The 16,315-nt window shown below is 69.4% G+C and carries 15 protein-coding genes; 5 read left to right on the plus strand and 10 right to left on the minus strand.

The window, feature by feature from the left end:
• Positions 1 to 121 precede the first annotated feature (121 nt).
• Positions 122 to 1,828 carry a glutamine--tRNA ligase/YqeY domain fusion protein gene (locus CYFUS_RS03570; protein ID WP_095983951.1) on the minus strand — a complete coding sequence of 569 codons (1,707 nt, stop codon included), beginning with the start codon at positions 1,826 to 1,828 and terminating at the stop codon, positions 122 to 124.
• 284 nt (positions 1,829 to 2,112) lie between these two features.
• Between CYFUS_RS03570 and CYFUS_RS03575 the strand changes: the two genes are divergently transcribed.
• Positions 2,113 to 2,562: a hypothetical protein gene (locus CYFUS_RS03575; protein ID WP_095983952.1), complete on the plus strand. Its 450-nt coding sequence runs from the start codon at positions 2,113 to 2,115 to the stop codon at positions 2,560 to 2,562.
• A 9-nt stretch (positions 2,563 to 2,571) separates the two neighbouring features.
• On the opposite strand, the gene CYFUS_RS03580 is transcribed toward CYFUS_RS03575, so the two are convergent.
• From CYFUS_RS03580 to CYFUS_RS52305, 5 genes are all read right to left on the minus strand, one after another.
• Positions 2,572 to 3,534 (minus strand): ketopantoate reductase family protein, encoded by a 963-nt coding sequence (locus CYFUS_RS03580; protein WP_095983953.1) that lies wholly within the window; start codon positions 3,532 to 3,534, stop codon positions 2,572 to 2,574.
• 41 nt (positions 3,535 to 3,575) lie between these two features.
• Positions 3,576 to 4,040, minus strand: coding sequence for a hypothetical protein (locus tag CYFUS_RS03585; protein ID WP_095983954.1), 465 nt, complete (start codon positions 4,038 to 4,040; stop codon positions 3,576 to 3,578).
• Between the two features lie 129 nt (positions 4,041 to 4,169).
• On the minus strand, positions 4,170 to 5,174 hold the full coding sequence (locus CYFUS_RS03590; protein WP_095983955.1) for an ABC transporter substrate-binding protein: 1,005 nt from the start codon (positions 5,172 to 5,174) through the stop codon (positions 4,170 to 4,172).
• 58 nt (positions 5,175 to 5,232) lie between these two features.
• Entirely contained in the window at positions 5,233 to 5,967 is a 735-nt protein-coding gene (locus tag CYFUS_RS03595; RefSeq protein WP_269770261.1) for an ABC transporter permease, read from the minus strand.
• Positions 5,873 to 7,555 carry an ATP-binding cassette domain-containing protein gene (locus CYFUS_RS52305; protein WP_095983957.1) on the minus strand — a complete coding sequence of 561 codons (1,683 nt, stop codon included), beginning with the start codon at positions 7,553 to 7,555 and terminating at the stop codon, positions 5,873 to 5,875. The genes CYFUS_RS03595 and CYFUS_RS52305 overlap by 95 nt, the downstream gene beginning before the upstream one ends.
• Positions 7,556 to 7,889: 334 nt before the next feature.
• Here CYFUS_RS52305 and CYFUS_RS03605 point away from each other — a divergent pair, with 334 nt between their 5' ends.
• Entirely contained in the window at positions 7,890 to 8,840 is a 951-nt protein-coding gene (locus CYFUS_RS03605) for a hypothetical protein (protein WP_095983958.1), read from the plus strand.
• A 34-nt stretch (positions 8,841 to 8,874) separates the two neighbouring features.
• On the opposite strand, the gene CYFUS_RS03610 is transcribed toward CYFUS_RS03605, so the two are convergent.
• The 4 genes from CYFUS_RS03610 to CYFUS_RS03625 all read right to left on the minus strand — a co-directional run bounded on the left by CYFUS_RS03610 (position 8,875) and on the right by CYFUS_RS03625 (position 14,276).
• The gene (locus CYFUS_RS03610) at positions 8,875 to 9,348 is read right to left on the minus strand and encodes an ankyrin repeat domain-containing protein (RefSeq protein WP_095983959.1); all 474 of its coding nucleotides are present in this window, start codon (positions 9,346 to 9,348) and stop codon (positions 8,875 to 8,877) included.
• Between the two features lie 60 nt (positions 9,349 to 9,408).
• On the minus strand, positions 9,409 to 10,815 hold the full coding sequence (locus tag CYFUS_RS53785) for a hypothetical protein (protein WP_269770207.1): 1,407 nt from the start codon (positions 10,813 to 10,815) through the stop codon (positions 9,409 to 9,411).
• A gap of 34 nt (positions 10,816 to 10,849) precedes the next feature.
• On the minus strand, positions 10,850 to 11,872 hold the full coding sequence (locus CYFUS_RS03620) for a hypothetical protein (RefSeq protein WP_095991774.1): 1,023 nt from the start codon (positions 11,870 to 11,872) through the stop codon (positions 10,850 to 10,852).
• Between the two features lie 271 nt (positions 11,873 to 12,143).
• Positions 12,144 to 14,276 (minus strand): ATP-binding protein, encoded by a 2,133-nt coding sequence (locus CYFUS_RS03625; RefSeq protein WP_232537342.1) that lies wholly within the window; start codon positions 14,274 to 14,276, stop codon positions 12,144 to 12,146.
• Positions 14,277 to 14,505: 229 nt separating this feature from the next.
• On the opposite strand from CYFUS_RS03625, the gene CYFUS_RS03630 reads away from it, so the two are divergent.
• The 3 genes from CYFUS_RS03630 to atpB are packed head-to-tail and all read left to right on the plus strand — an operon-like array spanning position 14,506 to position 16,222.
• Entirely contained in the window at positions 14,506 to 14,769 is a 264-nt protein-coding gene (locus CYFUS_RS03630) for an AtpZ/AtpI family protein (RefSeq protein ID WP_095991775.1), read from the plus strand.
• On the plus strand, positions 14,766 to 15,164 hold the full coding sequence (locus CYFUS_RS03635) for a hypothetical protein (RefSeq protein WP_095983961.1): 399 nt from the start codon (positions 14,766 to 14,768) through the stop codon (positions 15,162 to 15,164). The genes CYFUS_RS03630 and CYFUS_RS03635 overlap by 4 nt, the downstream gene beginning before the upstream one ends.
• Positions 15,164 to 16,222, plus strand: a complete 1,059-nt coding sequence (gene atpB, locus CYFUS_RS03640) for a F0F1 ATP synthase subunit A (protein ID WP_095983962.1) — start codon at positions 15,164 to 15,166, stop codon at positions 16,220 to 16,222. The genes CYFUS_RS03635 and atpB overlap by 1 nt, the downstream gene beginning before the upstream one ends.
• Positions 16,223 to 16,315: the final 93 nt, after the last annotated feature.

Below are 16,315 nucleotides of genomic sequence, written 5' to 3' on the forward strand. Positions count from 1 at the left end.
CTCTCCAGGAGAGATGCGCCGTTCACGAGCGCTGCCCATGGGATTGCGAGCCCACGTGAGAGCAAAGAAAAAACCCAGCCACCTGGGTGACTGGGTTTCAGGACTTCCGTGACGTCTGGGTTCAGCCGCCCTTGGCCTGCTCCTTGGCCCAGGTGTCCTTGAGCGTCACCGTGCGGTTGAACACGGGCGCTCCGGGCTTGGAGTCGGAGTCCACGCAGAAGTAGCCCAGGCGCTCGAACTGGAAGCGCTCCCCCTCGCTCGCCGAGCCCAGCACGGGCTCCAGCTTCGCCGTGGTGAGGATCTCCAGCGAGTTCGGGTTGAGGTTCTGCTTGTAGTTGAAGCTCGCGGCGGCCTTGGGATCCTTCGGAGCACGGTCCGGCTCGGCCACGTTGAAGAGCCGGTCGAACAGGCGCACCTCGGCGTTCACCGCGTGCTGCGCGGACACCCAGTGGATGGTGGCCTTCACCTTGCGCCCGTCCGGGGCGTCGCCGCCGCGCGTGGCGGGATCATAGGTGCAGCGCACCGCGGTGATGTTGCCCGCCGCGTCCTTCTCCACGCTCGTGCACTTGACGAAGAAGGCGAAGCGCAGCCGCACCTCCTGGCCGGGCGCGAGCCGGAAGAACTTCTTGGGCGGGTTCTCCATGAAGTCTTCCTGCTCGATGTACAGCTCGCGCGAGAAGGGCACCTGCCGGGAGCCCGCGGACGGGTCCTCGGGGTTGTTCACCGCGTCGAGCATCTCCACCTGGCCCTCGGGGAGGTTCTCGATGATGAGCTTGAGCGGGCGCAGCACGGCCATGCGGCGTGGGGCGCGGCGGTTGAGGTCGTCGCGCATCGCGTTCTCGAGCCGGCCCACGTCGATGAGGGCATCGAACTTGGTGACGCCCACGTCCTCGCAGAAGGCGCGCAGGGCCTCGGAGGTACAGCCGCGCCGGCGCAGGCCGGAGAGGGTGGGCATGCGCGGATCATCCCAGCCGCGCACCGAGCCGCCCTGCACCAGCTCCAGGAGCTTGCGCTTGCTCATCACCGTGTAGGTGAGGTTGAGCCGGGAGAACTCGATCTGCTGCGGGTGGTAGACGCCCAGCTCGTCGAGGAACCAGTCGTAGAGCGGCCGGTGGTTCTCGAACTCGAGCGTGCACAGCGAGTGGGTGATGCGCTCGAGGGAGTCCTCGATGCCGTGCGCCCAGTCGTACATCGGGTAGATGCACCACTTGTCGCCCTGCCGGTGATGGTGGGCGTGGATGATGCGGTAGAGCACGGGGTCGCGCAGGTTGAAGTTGGGCGACGCCATGTCGATCTTCGCGCGCAGGGTGCGCGAGCCGTCGGGGAACTCACCCGCGCGCATGCGGCGGAAGAGATCCAGGTTTTCCTCCACGCTCCGGTCGCGGAAGGGGCTGTTGCGGCCGGGCTCGGTGAGCGTGCCGCGGTGCTCGCGCATCTGCTCCGCGTTCAGGTCGCACACGTACGCCTTGCCCTTCTGGATGAGCTGCTCGGCGTAGGCGTACATCTGCTCGAAGTAGTCCGAGGCGAAGTAGAGCCGGTCGCCCCAGTCCGCTCCCACCCACTTCACGTCCTTGAGGATGGAGTCGACGTACTCCTGCTCCTCCTTCGACGGGTTGGTGTCGTCGAAGCGCATGTTGAACAGTCCGCCGTGCTCCACCGCCATGCCGTGGTTGAGGTGGATGCTCTTGGCATGCCCGATGTGCAGGTAGCCGTTGGGCTCGGGCGGGAAGCGGGTGTGGACGCGTCCGTCGAACTTTCCCGACTGGTTGTCTTCCGCGATGATCTGCCGGATGAAGTGAACGGGCTTGTTGGACTCAGTCTCGGCCATGCTGGAATCGGTCTCCTGAGGAGCGAACACTCGCCCAACGGCTCCGGGACGTCCAGGGCCGAGGCAGGGGGCTCCCTGGAAAAGTCTCCCCGCGCGGGCGCTATTCCCAGCGGGCGGGTGGACGGGCGTCCGGTGGAATTCCACGAGGGGCCCCCCTCCCGAGGAGGGACGGGCGGCGGCGCTCTCCCCGTGTGCGCGGTGCGTCTCATACCTGGGGGTGGTCGCGACGGCGAACCCTCCATGTCATCGTTCCCACCGCTTCCCAGCGCGAGGAACGTCCGTCCATGCAACTGCGGCTCAAGTACCCCCCCACGCCCGAAGCGGCGCCCCGGCACGCGGCCCTGTGTGTCTCCGCCGCCCTGCTCCTCAACGACATCGACCTGGACTACTCCGTCGACAGCGTGATGCGGCTGGACGGCCTGCTCGAGTACCTGCGTCAGGGGGGCCTGACGTCGGAGCGGATGGCCGAGGTCGTCTTCGCGTTCGGCTGTTACATGGGGGAGGTCTTCGTGCGCCGGGCGGGTGGTGCGTGGTGCGCCACCGTGGGCTCGCCAATGGAAGGAATCACCGGCTTCCCGCTCGTCATCCAGCTCGGTGGCCACAGGTACTGCAATCCCATCGGCAAGGTGTTCAAGCGGCTGGATCAGGGCTCGGCCCACGCGCTGCCGGCCTTCTACCGGCTCTACACCCGGCGGGACGCGCCCGCCCTGGGGCCCGACCCCGCCGTGCACTGAGCGGCCGCTTCAGCCCTGGAACTCCTGGAGGTAGCGCACCGGCTGCCCCGCGCTCTTGCCCAGCGTGATGTAGGTGCGCAGGATGGCCCGGCCCTGGTCGCCCACCTTGGTGAAGTGGACGCGCAGGTAGGTCTCCAGGTCGATGGGCACGACCCGGGAGGCCACCGGCAGGAGCGCCTTGAACAGGGTGGGCCGGAGCAGCGGCAGTACGAAAGAGGCCTTCGCCCCCGTGTGCCGGGCGACGATGCGCACGGCTTCCCGTGCGGCGCGATGCACCCGCTCCAGTGAGTCTGGCTGGAGGAAGCGCTCGAAGCGCCACCCCGCCGCCTCCAGCCCGGCCACCGTCACGGTCAGCACCGCGGTGGGAAGGGCCGCCGCGCGGGTGGCATCCCCGGTGGCGCGCGCCGGATAGCCCCCGGCCCGGAGCGTGCGCAGCACGGCCTCGAGGCGCTCCGGTGGGCCGCTGAACAGTCCCCGCGCCAGGGGCGGGAACCAGAAGGCCGTGCCGGAAGGTGGGAAGGTGTCTTCCGGCCGCAGGGGGGCGTGGAAGCTCAGGAAGGGAATCATCCCGGAGACGAGCCGCTCGGGGGGGATGAACCGCAGGAGGAAGTCGCGGTCATCGAGCGCGGGCTGGAGCATCACCCAGGTGGCCTCCCCGGTGTGTCGGGCGAGCTGCTCCACCCAGTCTCCCGCGCGCAGGGCCGTGGAGGAGACGCACAGCCACACCTGATCGAAGCGCCGTCGCGCGGCCTCCGGCGCCGACACGAGGATGTCGAAGCCAGACAGGAGGGTGGGCTCGGGTGCGCGCTGGCGGGAGCCCAGCTCGTACAGCGTGTAGCCCCGTCGGGCCTCCTCCGCGTATTTCTCCTTCACGAGGAAGGACAGCTCACAGCCCGCCGCCCGCAGGTACTTGCCGAACACCTGGCCCACGGCTCCGGCTCCCACGAGCAGGACTCGAGGTTTGTCGTTCATGGGCCCCTCCTACCGCGCCTCTCAAGGGGGCGCACCTCTTCTCAGCCCAGGCTCCTGTCGTGCTCCAGGCCGAAGTGGGCGAGGAGCGAGAGGCTCCCGGTGTCGAGTCCGGACTGCCGCATCTGGGCCGAGATCCAGGGCAGTGCATCGGACACCCGGGGGAAGATGGCATGGGGCATGGCGAGGGGGCGCACGTGTTGGATGACGCTCAACAGCAGCCGCAGCGGCACGGAGTCGGTGACGAAGGCGATGCCCACCACCCACTGGCGCAACCGCGCGTCCTCCTGCTTCATCCACTCCACCTGGAGGCGGCGCTGCTCTGTCGAGTTCATGTTGCTCGACTGGCTCATGTCATGGAGGATCAGGTGCCGCTCGTGGCGATCGAGGTACCGGCTCCTCGCGGCGAGCAGCTGCGCGTATTGCGGAGTCGTCGTGATGCCCCTGTACCGGATGGTGAGCAGGGGCCAGAGCGACTCGTCGATTTCGATGGAACGGGACGCGGGCAAGGGGGACCCCCTCCTCCTTCCGGGCCATTCCGGGTGGATGGGCGGGCTCTCCCTGACGAGCATAGGTGAAATGTTCACGAGTCGACCAGCCATGCGGACGGGCTGTCTCATGTCCCCTCACCCGGTGGCTCAGGGCGTCGGGCTCTCGCGCAGCACCTCCTCCAGCAGCGAGGTGTCCACCATGCCCGAGAGGTCCGAGCTGGAGATGAATTGCAGTTGCCGGGCGTGCTCGGCGGCCTGGTGGAGCTGATCCGGCATGACGTCCATCGCGGGTTCGAGCCGGGAGAAGGCGTCGCGCAGGATGTTCTCGGCCAGCGGCTTGCTGGTCACCTTGCCGAAGGCCGCGTTGACACGGGGGATGAAGGACTCGGGCTCTCGTTGCCACTGCCGGGTGAGCTCCACGTGGATGCGCAGCAGCTTCTTGAGGGGCTCGCGCTGCTGCTCGAGCGCCTGGCGTGTCGTCACGAGCACGGTGGTATGGAAGCGCCGCTGGGGCCACACCTGGCGCTCGTCCAGGAGGATGTGGCCCCCGCCCTCGGCGACCATGCGCGCGCCCCACGGCTCGGGCACCCACGCGCCCTCGAGCTTGCCGTGGATGAACAGGCTGAGGATGTCCGGATTGGACAGGGGGGTGACGGTGACGTCGCTGTTGACCTTCATTCCTTGCTGGCCCAACCAGTGCCTGAGCGCGATGTCCTGGGTGTTGCCGAGCTGGGGGCTGGCGAGCGTCTTGCCCTTGAGTTCCGCGGGGGTGCGCGCCGTCTTCGTCACCAGCACCGCGCCGGAGTCCACCGCCACGGCGATGAGGCGCAGCTCCCGTCCGCCCTTGAGGAAGGTGTTGATGGCGGGCCCCGTGCCCACGTACGAGGCGTCGAGCGAGCCGGCGGTGAGCGCCTCCATGGCGGCGGGGCCCGCGTTGAACATCTTCATCTCCAGGCCCGGCACGGCCCGCTGGAAGGCCCCCGAGTCATTGCCCACCAGGGCCTGGGCATGGGTGATGTTGGGGAAGAAGCCCACCCGGAGCGGATGCTCCGCGTCCTGCTTCGCCGCCGCCCGTGCCGGCTGCTCCTTCTTGCAACCGGCCGCCGCCACACACAGCACCGAGAGACCCACCGCCAGAAGTCCACCGCGCATATGCCTCCGAGCGTGGAGCGGGCTTGAAGGCCCCTCCACGGAGAACCACCGCGAGCGCTCACTCCGAGACCAGACCCCAGCGGCGCCGCACGCGCGTCTCCACGGTCTGGAAGAGGACCCGGTCGATGAGGGTGCCCACGAGGATGATGCACACCATCACCGCCATCACCTGGGCCGTTTCCATCAGCTCGCGTCCCATGGTGAGCAATTGGCCGAGGCCCCCGGAGACGTACAGCAGCTCTCCGGCCATGAGCGCCCTCCAGGCGAAGCTCCAGCCCAGCTTGAGTCCGGTGACGATGCCCGGCAGGGCCGCGGGCAGCAGCACGCCGCCGTAGAAGCGCGCGCCGCGGATGCCGTACGTGGAGGCCACGCGCAGGAGCAGCGGGTCCACGCTCATCACCCCGTCCTCCACCGCGATGGAGATGGCCAGCACCGAGCCCATCACCACCACGAAGATGATGGAGGTCTCCGTCAGGCCGAACCACAGGAGCGCCAGCGGCAGCCAGCAGATGGAGGGCAGGGCCTGCAGGCCCACCACCAGCGGCCGCAGGGTGCGCCGCACGAGCGCGATGCGTCCCATGGCGAGCCCCAGGGGAACCCCGATGAGCACGGAGATGCCATAGCCCTTCGCGAGCCGGCCCATGGAGCGCACGAGCGCGTCCCACAGCCGTCCATCTCGCGCCATCGCCCAGAGGCTGTCAGCGACCGCCCTCGGGCCCGGGAAGAGGTGGTGCGGCCAGGGTCCGACGTGGGCCAGCAGCGCCCACGCTCCCAACAACCCCACGAGGACCATCAGCTTTTGTCCCAGGTGCCACGCCTTCATGGTGCACTCCCCGTTCTCCCGGAGCGCCCGGGCCATTCATGGACTCGCTCGCCTTGAGCATCACGCGGATGCGCCGCGCCAGCTCCACCAGGGCGGGATCGTCCGGGCCCCGGGGCATGGGCAGCCGCACCTCCAGGTCCTGGAGGATGCGTCCCGGCCGGGGCGCCATCACCACCACCCGGTTGGCCAGCATCAGTGCCTCGGTGACGTCGTGCGTGACGAAGACGATCGTCTTGTGCGTCTCCATCCACACGCGCTGCAGCAGCTCGTGCATGTGCTGGCGCGTCTGCGCGTCCAACGAGCCGAAGGGCTCGTCCATCAGCATCACCTGCGAGTTGACCGCCAGCGCCCGGGCGAGCGCCGTGCGCATCCTCATTCCGCCCGACAGCTCATGGGGCAGGGTGTTCTCGAAGCCCTCGAGCTGGACATAGCGGATGAAGCGCTGGGCGCGCTCGGAGCGCTCGGCCTTGGACAGGCCCCGGGCGGCGAGCACGAACTCCAGGTTCTGCCGCACCGTGAGCCACGGGAAGAGCGCCGCCTCCTGGAACATCAGCAGGCGGTCCGGTCCGGGGCCCTGGATTTCCTTGCCATCCAGGCGCACGTGGCCGCCGGTGGGGCGGATGTGGCCCGCCAGCGCGTACAGCAGGGTGGACTTGCCGCAGCCCGAGGGGCCCAGGAGGCAGACGAACTCGCCCGAGCGGATGTTGAGATTGACGTCCTGGAGCGCCACCACCTTGTTGCCATAGCGGTGCTGCATGCCCTTGACGGCGATCTTCGCCGAGTCCTCGCCCACGCGGGCGGGGACCAGGGTTTCCTTCACGGTCTCCTTCACCTGGCGCATGCCCCGGAACAGGGTGCGCCACAGGCGGGAGAGGGGTCCTGGGGTGGGCTGGACCGCCTGGGAGGGAGACGTACGCGAGGAGGCCGGGTCGGCGAGGCTCATGGCGCGGTCGTAGCGCAACTGGCGCAGTTCACAGTGGGAGTGGAGGGGGTCATAGACGAGGCACGCATCGATGGGACGGCAGTAGACGTGCAGCGAGATGGCCTGGCCGCTGCGCGCGCCCGGGCGCACCGCGTGCAGATCCTGGAGGGCGTCACGGGAGTCCAGGGCCCCGGGCAGCAGGGTCCGGCGTGGACCCACGCGCTCGACGAGGGCGTAGCCCGGCGCCTTGCCTCCCGCCACGAGCCGGTAGTCCTCTACCTCCAGCTCGCCGGCCACCGTCATCAGGCAGCAGTCCTGGCCGTCATGCCCATGCACGGGCGCACGCGAACCGCGGCCCCACCCGAGCACGAGCACCTCCATGTCCTCGTCCCGGTACACGAGCGTGCGCGTGTAGCGGCCCGGTTGCAGCAGGGCATAGGGCTCCACCAGGGCGCGCGGCAGGCGGCCCTCGCGCATCACCTGCTCGATGGCCCGGATGCCTCCCCGGGCGTGGGCCTGCCGAAGCCGGTGGACGTAGTGCGCGAGGGATGAATGCGCGGTGGCGAGGGTGTTGTCGTGCCGTCTGGTCGAGAGCGCGTCCCGGGTCTGCCACGGACCGCTGAGGCTTTCGTTCATGGCCGCTCTCCTTCCGCCCGCGTACTTGCCCCGGAGTCGGGGTGATTCGTCTCGTTGAAGGTGTGTCTTCCACCTTCAGCCGCCAAGGCTGGGAGGATCCCAAAATGGGATTTCCCCTGGTTTTGGGGAGAGGCCGTCGCCCGCCCGAGTGGTCTTGTCTGTCCGGATTGTCCGTCCCCTGACCCTCCCGGGGGCTCCGAGGGAGGACTCCGGGAAGCGCTCGCCCGCCAGGCCGGGTCCGGGCGGTGAAAAGTGCGGGGCCCCACACAACTCCTTCTCGTTTTCAGAGAGAATCAAGAGACGCATTTCTCAGCGGATTCCGCAGGAGCCCCCCGTGTCGAGCATCGATCGCAACCGCAACCTCTCCTCTCCGATTGGAACGGGTGCCCGCCAGGGGCTCGAGAAGACGCCTTCACCGGTGACGCCCACGCCGTCGAACACGGTGAAGCCCCCGGTGGCCGGTACCGCCAAGGGGCTGGCCGCGAAGTCGGACGCCTTCCTCGCGCCGGCGGCGCAGCCCCTGTCCCTGTCGGGGACGGGCAAGCCCAAGGAGAAGGACCTGGACGGCATGCTCGTGGGCGCCGGGGGCCAGGTCTTCCCGCCCGGCACGCCGCTGAGCCAGGTTCCGGGCGTCACGCCGCGCAACAACCCCAACCCGGACAAGACCGTCATCTACGTCAACGGCATCCTCACGCCGTTGGCCAACCAGTCCAGTGACTTGCAGGCCATCGCCGACAAGTCGGGCGCGAAGGCGATCGGCATCCACAACTCCACCGAGGGCTTCATCTCGGACCTGGCGCAGTGCGTGAAGGACAAGCTGGACAAGGGCAAGAACCCGGCCGTGGACACGCTGGCGGACACCGTCTACTCGGAGCTCAAGGCGGGCCGGCAGGTGCACCTCATGGGCTACAGCCAGGGGGGCCTCATCACCGCGCGGGCCTTGTTCGACGTGCAGAACCGGCTGCGCATCGAAGATGGGATGAGCAAGGCCGACGTCGAGAAGACGATGGGCCGCGTGAACGTGGAGACCTTCGGGGCGGCTTCGACGAAGTATCCGGACGGGCCCCAGTACGTGCACTACGTCAACAACCGCGACGCCGTGCCCACGCTCACCGGGCTCGGGGGGAGCTTCGATCCGCTGAGCTTCCTCAAGGACGCGGGCAAGGGCGCGGTGGTGCACCGCTTCGGTGACGGGGGCCTCAACCTCGTGAAGAACCACAGCCTCCAGGAGACGTACCTGGATCACCGCGTGCCCTTCGAGCAGGCACGCGCCAACAAGTTCTGAGGTTGTCCGAGCCCGTCGTCCAGGCGTCGGTCGCTCAGGACTTCTTGTTGTTCTTCTGCGCGCGCTCGAGCCGCTCGAGCCGCTGCGTGGGGACGTCGTCGCCCAGCTTCTGGGAGACATAGGCGGTCGCCGAGGCGAGCTTGCGCATCAGCCCGCTGGGCGGAGGTGGCGCTTGCCTCGGCATCGAGAAGAAGTCGGAGCCCACCTGGAGCAGCGCGCGCGCCATGTCCTGCTCGTCCGGTGAGGCATGGGGATAGAAGAGCGCGGCGAGCAGGCGGTGGCCGTGGGCGGCGGCCTTGGTGAGGGCGGACTCGCCCAGGCGGTCCGTGAGGGTGGGATCCGCGCCCCCGGCGAGCAGCACCCGAGCGAGCTGCTCCTCGCCCCGCTCGGCGGCGAGCATGAGGGGGGTGCGGCCCTCGGAGTCGAAGGGGTTGGGATCGGCGCCCCCGGCGAGCAGGGCCTCCACGCGCGACACGTCTCCCGCCACCACGGCATCGAAGAGGGACATGAACGACCTCCAGGGCGCGGAGCATGGCGCGTTCCCCCGCGCCGCGCCACCGGGAGGGCGCTAGCGCCCGGGGTTACGTGCGGGGGGCTGGGCCTTGGCGGGTGGGGGAGCGCTCGCCTGGAGGTCCGCGAAGCGCCCCTCGCGCTCCAGGCGGAGGAGATCCTCGTCGGTGACGAACTCCTGGTGGAGCAGCTCGCGCGCGCGTTTGACCTTGGCGAGCAGCACGGGGTTGGTGATCGGTGCGCTGTTGTCGCGGGTGGGGCGGGGCGGAGGCCGCATGAGGGAGAAGGTGCCGCGGGCGGGGTGGCCGTCGGCGCTCACGCCCTCCAGGGCGTAGGTGAGGGAGAAGACGCCGGGCTCGGCCTGGGTGTCGAAGGTGAGCTTCACCTCGGTGCCCGGGCCCTCGGGGATCTCCGACACGGAGAGGGTCGCGGGCTCCACCTGCTCCGGGGGCGGCGGAGCATTCTTGTCGCCGATGAAGGCGCGGATGGCGGTGACGCGGGTGAGGCGCACGGTTCCGCGGAAGTGGTGGGAGAGGCGGAAGGTCTGCCGCACCACGCCGTCCGCGTCGAGCACGGGGAAGCGCGGCGTGCCGGCGGCGAACAGGGTGACGATGCCCTTCTTGTCGAAGTTCTCGAAGGAGGTGTTGAGCACCTGGAGCGAGGAGCGGCCCGTCTCCTTGCGGCCCGAGGCATCGAAGACCTCCACGCGCACGAGGTGCTGCGTGTACTGGCCGCCGAGGCCCGGGCCCGGGGCGAGGGCATGCGAGACGAGGGGCCCCGAGGTGGTCTCGGTGGCGGAGTCGTCGAAGGTCCACACGTAGCGCGTGGGGACGAAGGGCTTGGGGGCGGGCTGTCCGGGGGCGGTGGGCTTGTCCACCACGCGGGCGAAGAACTCGTAGTCGGCCTCGGAGTTGGGCAGGCGCCGGGACATGACGTGCACGAGCCGCTCGGGCTCGCAGTCCTTCACCCGGTAGGCGGGGACGGGCACGGTGACGGACACGTTGTCCTTGGTGAAGACGGTGACGCGGGGCAGCTCGTAGGCGCCGGAGTCATCGCGCCACACGCGCACGGGGATGCGCTGACCGGTGCCGTCGCCCACGGTGTAGTGCAGGTAGGCGTCGTTGCCGTCCGGGGTGTGGGCGCGAACGGAGACGAGGTTCTCCTCGCCCGAGCACACCTCCTCCTTCTCCACGCGCACCTCGTCGACGATGGGGGGCGCGGGCGTGGGCGCCTGGGGCGTCGGGGCCGCGGCCAGGGGCGCCGCCGGGGCCGTGGCGGTGGCCGGAGCGGCCGGGTTGGTGGGGGACGGCGAGGCGCGGGTGCTCGCCTGGGTCACGGCGGGCGGCGCGTCCGGCTCCGCGCGCGACAACCACCAGCCCACGGCGACTCCGAGGGCGAGCAGCACGAGCAGCACCCACGTCGGGCGTCCGGGGCGCCGGGAATGGTTCTCGGAGGTCGAGGTCATCTCGGGGGGAGCGTCCTGTCCGCGGCGGGGGGAGCTACTGCCAGCACCCGTAGACGTTGCCGCCCGAGTTCCATTGGAGCTCGTGCGTGTAGTCCACGCCCCAGATGGTGTTCCTCATGGGGTGCACGCCCCAGCCGCCGATGCGATCCGGGCTGATGGAGGTGGCGGTGGCGTTGGGATCATCGCGCACGCTCTTCCAGTAGCGGCCATCCGTGTTGTCGCACAGGTTGGTGGACATGCAGTTGGCGGCCTGGTTTCCGGCGTTGCCACACACGTTGTAGAAGGGGCAGGCGACGGTGAGCGCCGCGTTGATGAACCAGCCGAGCGACTGTTTGCACTGGTTGTAGACGCCCGTGTAGAGCGAGTTGGAGGCGTTGGCGATCGCCTCGTGCGAGTACGTGTGGGGCGTCACCTGTCCGCGGCCCGCGTAGTTGTGCGCGTAGGCGAGGAAGGTGGAACACACCATGCCGTTGTTCACCGAGTCACCCGGCACCTGGTTGGAGGCCTGCATGTCCCGGTATTGGAAGAGGGAGTAGCTGACGCGCTGCCCATGGCGCAGGGGCCGGTCGATGGCCTGGTCGGGATCCACGTGGGACACGTCACTGACGTAGGGGTGGTTGTACCAGATGGCGTCGCCGATGATGGCGGCCTGGGTGGGATCTCCCTGCTGCCAGCCGGCCCACTCGGTGCCGTCATTCGTGTACATGTAGTTGTAGATGCCGCCCTGGTTGATCTGCTCCAGGCCCGGGTAGCCGTACTGCAGTTGCTGGCCATTCATCGGCTTGGTGCACACGCCCGGCCAGTCCGTCTGCTTGGGGGTGGCCATGGTGGCGTGTGTCACGCCCGCGCCGGGCCCATGGGAGAGCATCGAGTGGGTGCGGTATTCGCCAATCGCATCCAGCACGGAGCGGATGGGACCGGGGCCCCGGTTGAACACCACCGCTCCATTGGGCGCGTTCCATCCGGCGGCGGTCGCGCCACACCCCTCCTCCGCCAGGGCACCGGCCCCCCACAACAACGTGGACACCGCGACACTCCCTGCGAGCAGTTGACGCATGACGACACCTTCCGGATTGGGCACGGGGCTTGGCGTGATCGCGCCCGGATGCATGGTTCCCAGGGCGATGGGGCACCGGATCACACCGAACGAGCGGGAACGGAACCTGGGCCGCTCTTTCTTATTCCTCCCATGCGCGGATGACCAGAGAGCCCCGGAAGAATCCCTTGACAAGGTGTGTCAAATGACTCCCGGACAACGTCCTGGGTTGCAAGGAGTGCAAGCGGCTGGACGGGCGCGCGATGGTCTGCCCAGGGGGCGGGAGGGGAACTCAGCCCTGACGTGGTCCCTGGGGCTCGGGGGCGGCGGGGAGTTCCAACCGGAAGGTGGTGCCGCCGGTGGCGGGAAAGTCGATGGAGATCTGTCCGCCATGGGCATCCAGGTTGCGCCGGACGATGGCGAGGCCCAGGCCGGTGCCGGTGGCCTTGGTGGTGAAGAAGGGCTCGAAGAGGCGCGCGCGCAGGTGGGGGGGGATGCCGGGGCCGGTGTCGGTGAACTCCACGGTGGCGCCGGAGCCCTCGGCGCGGCGGCGCGCGGAGACGCGCAGCGTGCCGCCCTGGGGCATGGCCTGCACGGCGTTGAGGGCGAGGTTGAGGAATGCCTGGCGCATCATCCGCTCGTCCACGGGGATGGGGGGCACGTCTGGCGCCAGCGCCCACTCCACCTGGACGTGGGCCTGGGCGGGGGAGGCCGCGTTGACGGCTTCCTCCAGCAGGTGCGCCAGGGGGATGGGCTGGGGGTGGGGCTGGGCGGGACGGGCGAAGTCGAGCAGGTCATCCACGAGCCGGTTGAGGCGGTGGGCCTCCTCCGAGACGATGCCCACCAGCAGGTGCCCCGGGCTGTCGGGCTCCTGGTAGCGGCGCAGGGCGGCCAGGGCGTTGAAGATGGCGCCCAGGGGATTGCGCACCTCGTGGGCGAGCACGGCGGACAGCTCGCCGAGCGCGGCGAGCCGCTCGCGCTCCACGAGCTGGCGCTGGGTGCGCTGCAACTCCTCGTGCAGGCGCGCGAGCTCCTCGGCGCGTCCGCGCACCTCCTGGAGCAGCCGGTGGGACTCGATGGCGGCGGCGAAGTGGACGCCCATGGCCCGCAGGGTTTCCTGCTCCAGGTGGGACAGGGCGCGCCGCTCCTTGAAGATGAGCACGAGCGTGCCCACCATGCGCGAGCCTGTCTTCAGGGGCACCATGCCCACCGAGGCCCGCTGCGCCTCGCGCAAGTGGGTACGCAGGGGCTCGGGGAAGTCCTCGGTGCTTCGCAACTGGGGGATGCCCTGGAGCATCACTTCCTCGGCCATGGTCCCGTATTGCGAGAAGCGTTGGTAGCGCTCCACCGTCCGCGCGGTGAGGCCCCGGTGCCAGACGAGCTCCATCTCGTGGCTCTTCTCGAGCCACAACATGAAGGCCACGGCCTCGCAGCGCAGCAGGGCGAAGAGCTCCGTGGCGCCCGGCTCGAAGATGTCCCGGGGTTCCGGGGCGGTGGCGGCCACCGCGGCCAGGCGGTTGAGCGCGGCGAGCGCGGTGTTGTGCGCGGACAGGCGCGAGATGATGCGCGCGGAGGCGAGGGCGGCGGACACCTGGGCGGCGAAGAGGTGCACGGCGGGCAGTTCCTCTTCGCTGAGCCACCGCGCGGCCACCGTCAGCAGGGCCTGCCCTTCCCTCTCTCCATCGATGCGGGCGCACACGGCGGGCAGGGGCGCGAGGAGCCGGAGGAAGGCCCGTACCGGCTCGTCCCGGTCCCCGCCCACGAACTGGTCCGCCTCCCAGGCGAGGCTCTCCGCATGGGCAGCGCCCTCCCGCCAGGCGCGCTGGAGGAGGGGACTCCACGCGCCCTGGGCATCGACGAGGTGCTGTCCGGTGAACCGGGTCTTCTGGGAGGTGGTGTGCTCGGCCACGAACGCGTGGGCCAGCCGCACCCGCTCTCCTTCTGGGACCAGGTAGCCATGGGACAGCCCCAGCTCGGCGAGCCCCTCGAAGACGCGGTGGAGCACCTCCTGCTCGGAGTGGATGCCCGGCAGCGAGGCGCCCAGGGCGGCCATTCGCTGCAGGACCTGGCGCTGGAGCAGGCGGTCCGACAGGTCCCGCACCAGCACCAGCGTGTCCGGCCCGGACAGGGACACGTTCAGCTCCACGCGCAGCTCGCCCCGGGCGGAGCGCAGCGCCGTCTCGTAGATTTCCGGGACGCGCTCGCCGCGCATCCGGCGATGGTGCCGCTCGGTCATGAGCGGGGCCGCGTGGGTGGAGAACTTCTCGATGCTCGCGCCCACCACCTGTTCGCGCGGGTAGCCCATCAAGGAGAGGAACGCCGGGTTGGCGTGGATGATGTGGCTTTCGCGGACCACGACCATGGCGTAGGGCAGGGCATCCAGATGGTGATAGGTGCCCCCCCGGGCCGTTTCAGGCGTCGTCACGGGGGGGACGATGACACTCCGGCCCGGAGGAGGGAAGCGGAGGCGGAGCGGGAGGGGGGGCCTGGACTCCGGCTTGACCCAGGCATTTGCCTTCCTTCTAGACCTGGACCCCGCGGCGCGTCTGAGTTGCGCGGTGCGCGCCTTCAGTGCTAAGCGGCGCCCGCGTGTGAGGACGGCGGGGTGGGCGAGGGCAGGCGAACCCGTGGTTTTCCCGAGGCTGGTCGAGGCGATGGCGGAGAAGGAGCCCGGGAAAGAGACGAAGGACGGCGAGTTGTCGGAGACGGCCCGGCAGATGCGGGCGGCCGAGCCCTATATCGCCGCGGTGTGGAAGCTGGTGGGTGGAGCGGTGGTCGGGGTGCTGGGTGGCTACTTCCTGGACAAGGGGTTGGGGACGGGGCCGTGGGGGATGCTGGGGTTGAGCCTGGTGGGTATCTCCGCGGGCTTCTACGGGTTCCTGCACGAGATGGCCCGGCTGGGAAAGAGGAAGCAGTGAGCGGCGGCGGCGAGCGGTCCTTTCGCACCTACGCGGGGTTGTCGGCGGGGGTGGCGGTGCTGGCGGTGGGCCTGGCGCTCTGGGTGCCGGGGCAGGTGGGATGGGGACGGGGCGCGTTGTTGGGCGCGCTGTTCGCGGTGGGGACGGGGGCGGTGGGGTTGTGGCTCAAGCGGCGGGCGTTGCGGCGGGACATGGTGGCCGCGCTGAAGGTGGTAGCGGTGGTGTTCGGGCTGAGGGCGGCCCTGGTGGTGGTGGGGCTGGTCTGGGTGGTGCGGCGGGAGTGGGACGTGGTGGCGTTCGTGGCGGGGTTCTTCGGGACCTACTTCGTGCTGCAGTGGATTGAACTGAGCTATGTCATGGCCGCGTCGCGGAACGCGGCGGGCGGAGACGAGTGATGCGCAAGGCAATGGTTCTTCTCGCCAGCCTGATGGCGGGCATGGCGTTCGCCGCTCCCACGGAGGGCGAGCACGCGGCGCCCCAGTCGCACCTGGAGAAGGAAGAGCAGGACGTGGCGGGCTACATCCTCCACCACGTCTCCGACTCGAACGAGTACGAGTTCGAGATTCCCCTGAGCGACAACCACATCTCCATCCACCTGCCGCAGTTCGGCATTCCGCTGCGCGCGGGCGTCTCCTGTGAGCCGCGCCCCACGCCGGACGGGCACGGCAAGGCCGTTCCCGGCTGGAGCGAGGGCTGCCTGGACCTGTCCATCACCAAGCACACGGTGATGATGTGGCTGGCGGCGGTGCTGCTCATCGGCTCGCTGCTGCTCTTCAGCAACCGCGACAAGTCCAAGCTGGTGCCCCGGGGCGCGTCGGCCAACCTCTTCGAGATGCTCGTGCTCTTCGTGCGCGACGAGCTGGCCATCAAGAACATCGGCAAGGAGGAGGGCCCGCGCTACACGCCCTACCTGCTCACCGCGTTCTTCTTCATCCTCTTCATGAACCTGCTGGGCCTGTTCCCCTGGATGGCGACGGCCACGGGCAACATCGGCGTCACGGTGGCGCTCGCCGTGTGCACCTTCGTCCTCACGCAGATCGCCGGCATTCGCGCCGCGGGCCTGGGCGGCTACCTGGCGCACCTCACCGGCGGCGTGGCCCCGTGGCTCTGGCCCATCATGATTCCGGTGGAAGTGCTCGGCCTGTTCACCAAGCCCTTCGCGCTCACCATCCGTCTGTTCGCCAACATGCTGGCGGGCCACATCGTCATCTTCTTCCTGCTCGGCCTCATCTTCATGCTCGGCCACCCCGCGGTGGCCCTGGTCAGCGTGCCCTTCGCCATGGGCATCTACCTGCTGGAGCTGTTCGTGGCCTTCGTGCAGGCATACGTCTTCACCATGCTCTCCGCGCTCTTCATCGGAATGGGTGTCGCCATGGCGCACCACCATGACGACCACGGCGCCGAGGGCAAGGAGCTGGGCCACAGCCACGACCACGGCCGTGCCCACATGTAAAGAACCTGGCGGTTCGAAAGGCCGCCGGAGGTAGTCCCCAGGGCCGTCACGACCCCCCCAATAAGTGGGTCCCCTTCGCAAGAAAGAAGAAGC

It is taken from the genome of Cystobacter fuscus, from assembly GCF_002305875.1.
GTDB lineage: Bacteria > Myxococcota > Myxococcia > Myxococcales > Myxococcaceae > Cystobacter > Cystobacter fuscus_A.